Origin of the sequence: Streptomyces sp. NPDC048349 (assembly GCF_040651925.1) — a bacterium.
Classification (GTDB): Bacteria; Actinomycetota; Actinomycetes; order Streptomycetales; family Streptomycetaceae; genus Streptomyces.
The window spans coordinates 21,469-33,800 of sequence record NZ_JBEZLA010000004.1; the positions used below are offsets into that span (position 1 = coordinate 21,469).

Annotated in this window: 8 protein-coding genes; 2 read left to right on the forward strand and 6 right to left on the reverse strand. The window is 71.1% G+C overall.

The window, feature by feature from the left end:
* Positions 1–58: 58 nt before the first annotated feature.
* The 6 genes from serA to AB0D44_RS04135 form a co-directional block, all read right to left on the reverse strand.
* Positions 59–1,648 carry a phosphoglycerate dehydrogenase gene (serA, locus tag AB0D44_RS04110; RefSeq protein WP_362584030.1) on the reverse strand — a complete coding sequence of 530 codons (1,590 nt, stop codon included), beginning with the start codon at positions 1,646–1,648 and terminating at the stop codon, positions 59–61.
* Positions 1,649–1,911: 263 nt separating this feature from the next.
* Positions 1,912–2,913: a ketol-acid reductoisomerase gene (ilvC, locus tag AB0D44_RS04115; RefSeq protein WP_362584033.1), complete on the reverse strand. Its 1,002-nt coding sequence runs from the start codon at positions 2,911–2,913 to the stop codon at positions 1,912–1,914.
* Between the two features lie 172 nt (positions 2,914–3,085).
* Positions 3,086–3,610, reverse strand: a complete 525-nt coding sequence (gene ilvN, locus AB0D44_RS04120; RefSeq protein WP_030027475.1) for an acetolactate synthase small subunit — start codon at positions 3,608–3,610, stop codon at positions 3,086–3,088.
* Positions 3,611–3,641: 31 nt separating this feature from the next.
* Complete coding sequence (locus AB0D44_RS04125; protein WP_362584036.1) at positions 3,642–5,528, reverse strand: acetolactate synthase large subunit; 1,887 nt, start codon at positions 5,526–5,528, stop codon at positions 3,642–3,644.
* A gap of 204 nt (positions 5,529–5,732) precedes the next feature.
* A complete protein-coding gene (locus AB0D44_RS04130; protein WP_362584431.1) occupies positions 5,733–8,567 on the reverse strand; it encodes an EAL domain-containing protein in 2,835 nt (944 codons plus the stop codon).
* Positions 8,568–8,915: 348 nt separating this feature from the next.
* The gene (locus AB0D44_RS04135) at positions 8,916–9,863 is read right to left on the reverse strand and encodes a 2-hydroxyacid dehydrogenase (protein ID WP_362584039.1); all 948 of its coding nucleotides are present in this window, start codon (positions 9,861–9,863) and stop codon (positions 8,916–8,918) included.
* 76 nt (positions 9,864–9,939) lie between these two features.
* Between AB0D44_RS04135 and AB0D44_RS04140 the strand changes: the two genes are divergently transcribed.
* Both AB0D44_RS04140 and AB0D44_RS04145 read left to right on the forward strand, forming a co-directional pair.
* On the forward strand, positions 9,940–10,947 hold the full coding sequence (locus AB0D44_RS04140; protein WP_362584433.1) for an aldo/keto reductase: 1,008 nt from the start codon (positions 9,940–9,942) through the stop codon (positions 10,945–10,947).
* 117 nt (positions 10,948–11,064) lie between these two features.
* A complete protein-coding gene (locus AB0D44_RS04145; protein WP_362584042.1) occupies positions 11,065–12,312 on the forward strand; it encodes a PQQ-dependent sugar dehydrogenase in 1,248 nt (415 codons plus the stop codon).
* Positions 12,313–12,332 lie beyond the last annotated feature (20 nt).

Consider the following 12,332-nt stretch of genomic DNA (forward strand, 5'->3'; position numbering starts at 1 on the left):
GTACGACGCGAAAGGGCCCGGGGGATGCCCCCGGGCCCTTCCTCGCGGTTCCTGCCGGTCAGCCGAGGCTGACCGTGCGCGCCGAGACGGCGCCGATCTCGGCGGCGATGTCGGCGAGGACGTTCGCCGGGACCTCCGCGTCGACGGTCAGCACGGCCAGGGCCTCTCCGTGCTCCTCCGCGCGGGCGACCTGCATGCCCGCGATGTTCAGACCGGCCTCGCCGAGCACGCGGCCGACGGTGCCGACCACGCCCGGGCGGTCGGTGTAGCGCAGCACGACCATGTAGTCGGCGAGCGCCAGGTCCACGTCGTACTCGCCGATGCCGACGATCTTCTGCAGGTGCTTCGGGCCCGCGAGCGTGCCGGAGACCGAGACCTCCTGGCCGTCGGAGAGGGTGCCGCGGACGGTCACCACGTTGCGGTGGTCCGGGGACTCCGAGCTGGTGGTCAGGCGCACTTCGACACCGCGCTCCTGCGCGAACAGCGGGGCGTTGACGTAGGAGACCGTCTCGTCGACGACGTCCTCGAAGACACCCTTGAGCGCGGAGAGTTCGAGCACCTTGACGTCGTGCTGGGTGATCTCGCCGCAGACCTCGACGTCGAGGCGGACCGCGACCTCGCCCGCGAGGGCGGTGAAGATACGGCCGAGCTTCTCGGCGAGCGGCAGGCCCGGACGGACGTCCTCGGCGATGACGCCGCCCTGGACGTTGACCGCGTCCGGCACGAGCTCGCCGGCGAGGGCCAGGCGCACCGACCTGGCGACCGCGATACCGGCCTTCTCCTGGGCCTCGTCCGTGGAAGCGCCGAGGTGCGGGGTGCAGACGACCTGGTCGAGCTCGAAGAGCGGGGAGTCCGTGCAGGGCTCCTTCGCGTACACGTCGAGGCCGGCGCCGGCGACGCGGCCCTCCTTGATGGCCGAGTACAGCGCGGCCTCGTCCACGATCCCGCCGCGGGCGGCGTTGACGATGCGGACGGACGGCTTCACCTTGTGCAGGGCCTCGTTCCCGATGAGACCGAGGGTCTCGGGGGTCTTGGGCAGGTGCACGGTGATGAAGTCCGCGACCTCGAGGAGCTCGTCCAGCGTCAGCATCTTGACGCCCATCTGGGCGGCGCGCGCGGGCTGGACGTAGGGGTCGTAGGCGACGATCTTCATCCCGAAGGCGGACATGCGCTGCGCGACCAGGACGCCGATGCGGCCGAGGCCGACGACGCCGAGGGTCTTCTCGCTGAGCTCGACACCCGTGTACTTGTTCCGCTTCCACTCGCCGTTCTTCAGGGCGGTGTTGGCCTGCGGAATGTTTCGGGCGGTGGCGACGAGCAGGCCGCAGGCGAGCTCGGCGGCGGTCACGATGTTGGAGGTCGGCGCGTTGACGACCATCACGCCGGCCTTGGTGGCGGCGGAGACGTCGACGTTGTCCAGACCCACGCCGGCGCGGGCGACGACCCGCAGCTTCTTGGCGGCGGCGATGGCCTCGGCGTCGACCTTGGTCGCGGAGCGGACGAGGATCGCGTCGACGTCGACGATCGCGGGCAGCAGCTCGGCGCGGTCGGCGCCGTTGCAGTGCCGGATCTCGAAGTCCGGGCCGAGCGCCTCCACGGTGGCGGGCGACAGCTCTTCGGCGATGAGTACGACAGGTTTCGAGCTCACGTGGGTCCTCACAGGTCCAGTGCGGACGGCCGTCCCGACGGCCGCAGGCGGTGGAGGGGGTAGCCGCGTGGAAGACGCACGACACTGTGGGCCTGACGCGTTGTGTTGAGCAGTGTAGTGGCGGTGGCGGGCCGGATTTCCGCCTGTACGGAAGGATCACCCGTCCGTGGTTGGCCGCCTTGGACAAGCCGGGGTGTCCCGCGGCCGTCCGGCCGAGCTCGGCGGGGCCGGGACGCACCGTCCCGGCCCTGCCGTTCACACGATCAGCTCTCGCTGCTGTCGACCCAGCTCATCAGCTTGCGCAGCTTCTTGCCGGTGGTCTCGAGCAGGTGCGCCTCGTCGGCCTTCTTGTACTCGTTGTACTTCGGCAGACCGGCCTTGTACTCGGCCATCCAGGTGTTGGCGAACTCGCCGCTCTGGATCTCCGCCAGAACCTTCTTCATCTCGGCCTTGGTGGCGTCGGTGATGATCCGCGGGCCGGTGATGTAGTCGCCCCACTCGGCGGTCTCGGAGACCGACCAGCGCATCTTCTCCAGGCCGCCCTCGTACATGAGGTCCACGATGAGCTTCAGCTCGTGCAGGCACTCGAAGTACGCGATCTCCGGCTGGTAGCCGGCCTCGGTCAGGGTCTCGAAACCGGCCTTGACCAGCGCGGAGGCACCACCGCAGAGGACGGCCTGCTCACCGAACAGGTCGGTCTCGGTCTCCTCGGTGAAGGTGGTCTTGATGACGCCGGCGCGGGTGCCGCCGATGCCGGCCGCGTAGGAGAGCGCGAGGGCGAAGGCGTTGCCCGAGTGGTCCTGCTCGACGGCCGCGATGCACGGAACGCCGCGGCCCTCCTCGTACTGCCGGCGGACGAGGTGGCCCGGGCCCTTCGGCGCGACCAGGGCGACGTCCACGTTGGCCGGGGGCTTGATGAACCCGTAGCGGACGTTGAAGCCGTGGCCGAAGAAGAGCGCGTCGCCCTCCTTGAGGTGGTCCTTGACGGACTCCTCGTAGATCTCGGCCTGGAGCGGGTCCGGCGTCAGGATCATGATGACGTTCGCCCACTCGGCGGCCTCGGCCACCGGGAGGACCTTCAGACCCTGCTCCTCGGCCTTGGCCTTGGACTTCGAGCCCTCCTTCAGGCCGACGACGACGTCGACGCCGGAGTCACGGAGCGACAGCGCGTGGGCGTGGCCCTGGCTGCCGTAACCGATGACCGCGACCTTGCGGCCCTGGATGATGGACAGGTCGGCGTCGTTCTCGTAGAACAGCTCGGCCACTGGGATATCTCCTTGGTGCGCTGGTGTTGCTCCCACCGTACGGCGGGGAACGGAATCTGAGTTTCTCGGTCTCGCTATGCGAACGTGAGCGTGTCCGACGCGTCTTGCGTGTCCGTTGTACCGGCCGCGTCGCGGACGCGGGGCACGTCGGGCGCCCCGGGCACTCGGCCCGTCAGGCGCTGCGGTCGAGCGCGCGCAGGCTGCGGTCCGTGATGGACCGTCCGCCACGCCCTATGGCGATGGTGCCGGACTGCACGAGCTCCTTGATGCCGAAGGGCTCCAGCATCTTGAGCATCGCGCCGAGCTTGTCGCTGCCGCCGGTGGCCTCGATGGTGACGGCCTCCGGGGAGACGTCGACGGTCTTGGCGCGGAACAGCTGGACGATCTCGACGATCTGCGAGCGGGTCTCGTTGTCGGCGCGGACCTTCACCAGGACGAGTTCGCGCTCGATCGCGTTGTGCGGCTCCAGCTCGACGATCTTGAGCACGTTGACCAGCTTGTTGAGCTGCTTGGTCACCTGCTCGAGCGGGAGGTCCTCGACGTTCACGACGATGGTGATGCGGGAGATGTCGGGGTGCTCGGTGACACCGACCGCGAGGGAGTCGATGTTGAACCCGCGGCGGGAGAACAGCGCGGCGATCCGGGCGAGGATGCCGGGCGTGTTCTCGACCAGGACGGAGAGCGTGTGCTTGGACATGTGAGGCGTTCTCTCTCTCGGCTCTCTCGGCTCAGTCGTCTTCGTTGTCGCCGAAGTCGGGACGGACGCCCCGGGCTGCCATGACCTCGTCGTTGGAGGTGCCGGCGGCGACCATCGGCCACACCATGGCGTCCTCGTGGACGATGAAGTCGATGACGACCGTACGGTCGTTGATCGCATTGGCCTCGGCGATGACCTTGTCGAGGTCGGCCGGGTCCTCGCAGCGCAGCGCGACGCAGCCCATGGCCTCGGACAGCTTGACGAAGTCCGGGACGCGGGTGCCCTTGCGGGGGGCGATCGACTCGCCGAGCTGGGAGCCGACGGTGTCGTGGCCGGTCTCGTCGGCGTGGAGCACGGTGTTCGAGTAGCGCTGGTTGTAGAACAGCGTCTGCCACTGGCGGACCATGCCCAGCGCACCGTTGTTGATGATCGCGACCTTGATCGGGATGTTGTTCAGCGCGCAGGTGACCAGTTCCTGATTGGTCATCTGGAAGCAGCCGTCGCCGTCGATCGCCCAGACCGTGCGCTCGGGCATGCCGACCTTGGCGCCCATCGCGGCCGGGACCGCGTAGCCCATGGTTCCGGCGCCGCCGGAGTTCAGCCAGGTGCGGGGCTCCTCGTACTTGACGAAGTGCGAGGCCCACATCTGGTGCTGGCCGACACCGGCCGCGAAGATCGTGCTCTTCGGCGCGAGCGCGCCGATCCGCTCGATGACCTGCTGCGGCGAGAGGCTGCCGTCCTCGGGCAGGTCGTAGCCCAGCGGGTACGTGTCGCGCCAGCGGGTGAGGTCCCTCCACCAGGCGGTGTAGTCGCCCGCGTTGCCCTCGGTGTGCTCGGCCTGGACGGCCTGGATCAGGTCGGCGATGACCTCGCGGGCGTCACCGACGATCGGGACGTCGACCGCGCGGTTCTTGCCGATCTCGGCCGGGTCGATGTCCGCGTGGATGATCTTGGCGAACGGGGCGAAGCTGTCCAGCTTGCCGGTGACGCGGTCGTCGAAGCGGGTGCCGAGCGCGATCAGCAGGTCCGACTTCTGCAGCGCGGTGACGGCGGTGACCGCGCCGTGCATGCCGGGCATGCCGACGTGCAGCGGGTGGCTGTCGGGGAAGGAGCCGAGCGCCATCAGCGTGGTGCAGACCGGGAGCCCGGTCAGCTCGGCGAGGACCTTCAGCTCGGCGGTCGCGCCGGACTTCATGACGCCGCCGCCGACGTACAGCACCGGGCGCTTGGCCTGGCAGATGAGCTTGGCGGCCTCGCGGATCTGCTTGGCGTGCGGCTTGGTGACCGGCCGGTAACCGGGGAGGTCCTGGGCCGGCGGCCAGGTGAAGGTGGTCTTCGCCTGGAGGGCGTCCTTGGCGATGTCCACCAGGACCGGGCCCGGACGGCCGGTGGAGGCGATGTGGAAGGCCTCGGCGATCGTCCGCGGGATGTCCTCGGCCCTGGTGACCAGGAAGTTGTGCTTGGTGATCGGCATGGTGATGCCGACGATGTCCGCCTCCTGGAAGGCGTCGGTGCCGATCGCCTTGGAGGAGACCTGGCCGGTGATGGCGACGAGCGGGACCGAGTCCATGTGCGCGTCGGCGATCGGGGTGACCAGGTTGGTGGCACCCGGGCCGGAGGTGGCCATACAGACGCCGACCTTGCCGGTGGCCTGCGCGTAGCCGGTGGCGGCGTGGCCGGCCCCCTGCTCGTGGCGGACCAGGATGTGACGGACCTTCTTGGAGTCCATCATCGGGTCGTACGCGGGGAGGATGGCGCCGCCCGGAATGCCGAAGACGGTGTCGCAACCCACCTCTTCGAGAGAGCGGATGAGGGACTGCGCACCCGTGACGTGCTCAACTGCGGCGGACTGCTGTCCGCCGGAACGGGGCCGCGGCTGCGGATGGTGGGCCCCGGTGGCCTGCTCGGTCATCGGCATTCTCTTCTCGAAGCTGAGGGTTTTACGAGGATTCGACTCTGTGCCAGTGCAACAAAAAACCCCTCGTGCCGGGAGGCAAGCGAGGGGAGCGCGTCGGGTGTGTTGAGCGGGGACATGCTGGCCCCAGCTTCAGCCGACGCGCTTTCCAAGTACGAGAATTCGGGTGCGCATGACACTGACCCTCCCTCCGGCGGGAGGGTGATGTCAAGTAGGTGGGACGGGCGTCTCATTATGTGAGCCTCTGCGGATGGCCATCGAGCCCCCGGGGGAACCGCCGGCCAGAGCCGGCTGGGCCGTTCCGCCCGGTACGGGGAACGTACCGCGCACCAGCGCGCGCCGCAGCCTGTACTCGTCGAGCGGTCCGGAAAACGCCATTCCCTGGCCGTGGGTGCAACCCATGGCACGCAATGCCGTCACCTGCTCGGGCAGGTCCACCCCGTCGGCCACCGATTGCATGCCCAGGTCGTTTGCGATCCGCAACAATCCTGCGGTGATCTTGTGGAGGCGGGCGGATTCCACGACGCCCTCCACCAGGCCGCGATCCAGCTTCAGCATGTCCACCGGGAGGCGGCGCAGGGCGCTGATGGCCGCGTAACCGCTGCCGAAGCCGTCCAGCGCGATACCCACCCCGAGCCGGTGCAGGGCCGTGAGGCGGCGCTCCAGATCGTCGAAGGGGACTCTGGGGTCGGATACGGCGAGCTCCAGGACCAGGGCCCCGGAGGGCAGCCCGTGCCGCGTCAGCAGCGCCTCCACGGAGCCCAGGGGCACGGCGCGGTCGAGCAGCCGCTGGGCGGTCATGCGGACGGCCACGGGTACGTCGTGCCCTGCCCGGTGCCGGTCGGCGGCCTGCTCCACGGCCTGCTCCAGCAGCCAGCGCCCCAGCTCGGCGCCCCGGGTGCTGCTCCCCGCGGCGAATCCGGGCGGGGTCTGCGGCCCCGTGGCGGCGCCCTCGCTGTACTCGGCCACCCGGAGGAACTCCGCCGGGGTGAAGAGGATCCCCTGGGCCGAGCGCCAGCGGGCCTGTGCGGCCACGGCGGAGACCTCTCCGGTGGCCAGCGAGACGACCGGCTGGTGCAGCAGGGCGAACTCACCCTCGTGGAGCGCGGTCCGCAGCCGACCCGCGAGCTCGGCCTTGCGTACGACTTCGGCCTGCATCTGGGGGGCGTACAGCTCGACGCGGTCCTTGCCGGCCGCCTTCGCCCGGTACATCGCGAGATCCGCGTTGCGCATCAGGTCCGAAGGGGTGATGCCGGGGTCGGCGAAGGCCACACCGATGCTGGCGGCCACCCGGACCTCGCTGCCGGCGATCCGGTACGGCTGGGAGAGCGTGGTGCGCAGCCGGTCGGCGATCTCGTGCACCTGGTACTCGCGGGCGCTGCGGTCGCGGCTCCCGTCGCCCAGGATCAGCGCGGCGAACTCGTCGCCGCCGAGGCGGGCCGCGGTGTCCCCGGCGCGGACCGAGTCCTGGAGCCTGCGGGCGGCCTCGACGAGCAGCTCGTCGCCGGCCTGGTGGCCGATGGTGTCGTTGACCGCCTTGAAGCCGTCGAGGTCGATGAAGAGCACGGCGGAGCTGTGATCGCCGGCGCGCCGCCCGGTCAGGGCCTGGCGGACGCGGCGGGTGAACAGGGCCCGGTTGGGCAGGTCGGTCAGCGGGTCGTGTTCGGCGCTGTGCTGGAGCTGTGCCTGGAGGCGGACCCGTTCGGTGACGTCCCGGCTGTTGAGGATGAGCCCGCCCTGATGGCGGTTGACGGTGGACTCCACGTTGAGCCACTCGCCGCCGCCCGATTTGAAGCGGCATTCGATGCGGGTGGTGGGCTCCTCGGCCGGCGCAGCGGCGAGGAAGCGGCGTACCTCGTGGACCACTCTGCCGAGGTCGTCGGGGTGGATCAGGGTGGCGAGCTCGGTGCCGACCAGCTCCTCCGCCTCGCGGCCGTAGACCCCGGCGGCGGCGGGGCTCACGTACCGCAGGGTGCCGGTGGGTGCGGCGATCATGATGACGTCGCTGGAGCCCTGGACCAGGGAGCGGAAGTGGTTCTCCTTCTGGGCCAGTTCCTGGGTCAGCGCGATGTTGTCGAGGAGCATGATGCCCTGGCGGATGACGAGGGCGAGCACGACGGTGCAGCCGGTGAAGACGACCACCCGGTCGACCTTCCGGCCGTCCACGACGTTGTAGAGGATGCCCAGGGTGCACACGGCGGCCGCGAGGTACGGCGTGAGGGCGGGGAGCGACCCGGTGATGGGGCGGCTGTGCGGCCTCTCGACGCGCCGGGGGCCGGCCGGTTCCGGTGCGGGGTGGTGGCGCCGGGCACCCCAGGGCGCGTACGCGAGGAGCAGCGAGCCCGCGAACCAGCCGGCGTCGAGCAGCTGGCCGGACTGGTACTCGGCGCTCAGCAGCGGCGAGGTGAACAGGGCGTCGCTGAGCACGGTCAGGGCGAGTGCGGCGATGGCGGTGTTGACGGCGGAGCGGTTGGTCTCGGACCGCCGGAAGTGCAGCACCAGGACCATCGAGACCAGCGCGATGTCCAGGAGCGGATAGGCCAGGGAGAGGGCGGCGCGCGGGACGCTGCCGGGGGCGCCCGACTGCGCGGTCCGCGCCGCATGGGCCAGTGCCAGGCTCCAGGACAGCGTGAGCAGGGAACCGCCGATGAGCCAGGAGTCGAGCCCGAGGCAGACCCACCCGGCGCGGGTGACCGGGCGTTTGGCGAGGACGAGCAGCCCCACGATGGCGGGCGGGGCGAAGCACAGGAAGGCGAAGTCGGCCAGCGAGGGCTTCGGCACGGCCTGGCCGAGGACCACCTCGTACCAGCCCCAGACCGCGTTGCCGGAGGCGCCCATGAGGGAGGAGAAGGCGAAGAGCAGCCAGGCGGGGCGCTCGCGGCTGTCGATCGCCCGGGCGTAGGAGTAGCAGGAGACCGCGGCGAGCAACCCGGCCGCGCTGAGCCCGAAGTCACCCATGATCTCGGCGACTTCCTCCGAGCCCCAGTTGAGGGCGGCGCCTACGGCGTATCCCCCGCTGACCAGTGCGAGGAGCAGCTGCATGGCCAGGCACCTGCCTCCGCCCGAGAGGGACGGGCGGTTCAGCAGCGCCGCCCCCTGGGCGCTCACCGGTCCCCCTCGCCGGCTGGTTCCGGCGCAGTCCACTCTCGGCACCGTCGCCTCCGGCGGCTCTGCCGCATCGGATCCTTCGTCCATTGGCCGTGCATCGCCCGTCGCCCCCCAAAGTGTCCGATCACTCCCCAGCGCCAGACGTTCGTGGCGCAGCCCCTTGTTCCGGACGATACACCACTTTCGTCACTCAGGGACATAGTTTCTCTACGCTCCGTTACCAAGCGGGGAGTTGTGTCCACTGTGCGCATTCGGGTGACTGCGGAGCGTGTGCGCGGCGTGTCAGGTGGTGATCAGTACCGTGTGCTCCACGGGCTCTCCGGCGGCGAACCGGGTGAGCTGGCGCGCCAGCATGCGCTTGGCCCGTGGCTCGAAAGCCGTGCTGCTGCCGCCGACATGAGGGGTGATCAGGACGTTCGGAGCATGCCAGAGCGGGTGACCGGCGGGCAGCGGTTCCGGGTCGGTCACGTCGAGCGCCGCGCGCAGCCGGCCCGACTCGACCTCGGCCAGCAGGGCCTCGGTGTCGACGACGGGGCCGCGGGCGACGTTGACCAGCAGGGCGCCGTCCTTCATGCGGCCCAGGAACTCGGCCCCGGCCAGCCCGCGGGTGGTGTCGGTCAGCGGGGTGGTGAGGATCACCACGTCGGTGTCCGGGAGGAGTTCGGGCAGATCGGCCAGGGCGCGGACGGGGCCGCGCGGGGCGGTGCGCGCCGCCCGGGCGACGCGGGTGATGCGCGCGCACTCGAAGGGCACGAGCCGGTCCTCGACGGCCGAGCCGATCGACCCGTAGCCGATGATCAGTACGGACTTGTCCGCGAGGGCGTCGTAGACGCCGAACCGCCATTCCTCGCGGTCCTGGCCGCGGACCATGCCCGGGATGCCGCGCAGGGAGGCCAGGGTCAGGGCGAGGGCGAGTTCGGCGGTGCTGGCCGTGTGGACCCCGGCCGCGTTGCACAGCCGGACACCGGGGCGCAGGTGGCCGAGGCCGCCGAGGATGTGGTCCGTGCCGGCGGTGAGGGTCTGGACGACCCGGAGGGCGGGCATGGCGGCCAGCGGACGCACCGTGACCGCCGGGGACTTCATGTACGGGGTGACGTAGAAGACGCAGTCGGCCGGATCGGCCGGGAAATCGTCCTCCCCGTCCCAGTGGCGGTAGGTGAAGGTGTCGGGCAGGCCCTCGATCTCCTCGGCGGGGAACGGGAGCCAGACGTCCGGGGTCTTTACAGTCATGATCACGAGGCTATGCCAAGCGTTCGGATCGAGCCGTTGGCTAGGTTGTGTGCCGGACCGGGAGGGGGACGCACGGGTGGAGCGCAGGTCGATCGGGGCGGGGGCGCTGGCGGTGGGCGCCGTCGGCCTCGGCTGTATGCCGATGAGCTGGGCGTACGCGCCTTCGCGGCGGCGGGGGCAGGAGTCGCTGGCGGCGGTGCACACGGCGCTGGACCTGGGGTCGAACCTGCTGGACACGGCCGATGTGTACGGGCCGTTCACCAATGAGCTGCTGCTGGGCCGGGTGCTGGCGCAGCGGCGGTCGGAGGCGTTCGTCTCGGCCAAGGTCGGGCTGCGGGCGGGCGACCAGCACGTGGTGGCCGACGGGCGGCCGGGTTACCTGCGACGGGCCTGCGACGCCACGCTGCGGCGGCTGCGGACCGACGTCATAGACCTCTACCAGTTGCACCGGGTGGATCCGGACGTGCCGGTGGAGGAGACCTGGGGCGCGATGGCGGAGCTGGTGGGTGCGGGCAAGGTGCGGGCGCTCGGGTTCTGCGCGCTGGGCGCCGGGGCCGGGCCGGGGGCCGGGCGGCGCGGGGACCGGGCGTACGGGACGACCCTGCGGCACCTGGAGCGGGCGCAGCAGGTGTTCCCCGTGAGCGCGGTGCAGGCGGAGCTGTCGGTGTGGTCGCCGGAGGCGGCGTGGCAGCTCCTGCCGTGGTGCGCGGCGCGCGGCGTGGGGTTCCTGGCGGCGATGCCGCTGGGCAGCGGGTTCCTGACCGGGACGCTCACTCCGGGCGAGGGCTTCGAGTCGCAGGACGTGCGGGCCCGGCATCCGCGGTTCACGGCGCACGCGATGGCCTCGAACCAGGAGCTGGTGGCCGGGTTGCGGCGGGTGGCCGGGCGGCACGGGCCCGGTGTCACGGCCGCGCAGGTGGCGCTGGCGTGGGTGCTGGCGCAGGGGCCGCAGGTGGTTCCGGTGCCGGGGGCCGACCGGGCGCGGTGGGCGGCGGAGAACGCGCGGGCTGCGGAGGTCCGGCTGACGGCCGGGGATCTGGACGAGATCGCGGCCCTGCCGGTCGCGGTGGGAGCCTGGGACTGAGGGGGGCCGGACCCACAACCACTCGATCGGGTGTACGAGTGGTGGAACTTCGGGAACCTCCGCGGCTGTTGAGTCTGAGGGAAGGGCAGGATCGGACGACCGGAAGGGAGCGGGACGATGCGATACGGAAGTGCTCGCGGGCGGCAGTTGGGGTACGGGGCTCGGGGGGCGCGGCGCCGGAGCGTGCTGGCGGCCGTGGCGGTGGCCGGGTGCGGCGCCCTGCTGGCGGCGGGATGTTCGCCGTCGGGCGGCCCGGGCGCGGGGCACAGAGCGGAGCCGGGGGGTTCTCCACCGGGCACGGCACAGGGTTCGGGGTCGCCCGGCCCGTCGGGCAGCGCGTCCGCCTCGCCGCAGTCGTCCGGGCCGCCGGCGAAGGGCATGGTGTCGGTGACCGGCGAGGTCGCCAAGGGCCTGGAGTCCCCGTGGGGCGTGGGCGTGCTGCCCGGCGGGGACCTGCTGGTGGCCTCGCGGGACAAGGGGACGATCAGCAGGGTCGCGGTGGGCTCGGGGGCGGTGACGCAGATCGGCAAGGTGCCGGGGGTGGATCCGGGCGGGGAGGGCGGCCTGCTGGGGCTCGCACTGTCGCCCTCCTTCGCCTCGGACCGGCTGGTGTACGTGTACTTCACGACGGAGTCCGACAACCGCATCGCCCGGATGCGCTATGACGAGCAGCGGCCGCCCGGGCAGCAACTGGGCGCTCCGGACACGGTGTTCCGGGGCATTCCCAAGGGCCTGATCCACAACGGCGGCCGGATCGCCTTCGGCCCGGACAAGATGCTCTACGCGGGGACGGGCGAGACCGGTGAGAGCGGGCTCGCGCAGGACAAGAAGTCGCTGGGCGGCAAGATCCTGCGGATGACCCCGGACGGCGATCCGGTGCACGGCAATCCGGAGGCGGATTCGGTCGTCTACTCCTACGGGCACCGCAATGTGCAGGGGCTCGCGTGGGACAAGGACAAACGGCTGTGGGCGGCGGAGTTCGGCCAGAAGGCCTGGGACGAGCTGAACCTGATCGAGCCCGGGGCGAACTACGGCTGGCCGGAGGCAGAGGGGAAGGCCGGCAGACCGGGCTTGCGGGACCCGGTGGCCGTGTGGAGGACCGATGAGGCCTCACCGAGCGGGATCGCGTGGGCCGAGGGGTCGGTGTGGATGGCCGGGCTGAAGGGGAACCGGCTGTGGCGGATCCCGCTGGCCGGGGCGGAGCCGGTGGCCGAGCCGGAGGCCTTCCTGGAGGGGAAGTACGGGCGGCTGCGCTCGGTGGTGCCCCTGGGCGGGGACCGCTTGCTGTTGGTGACGAGCGAGACGGACGGGCGCGGGTCGCCGGAGGCCGGCGACGACAGGATCCTGACCCTGACCGTGCGGTGACCGGCATGGCCCCGCCGGGG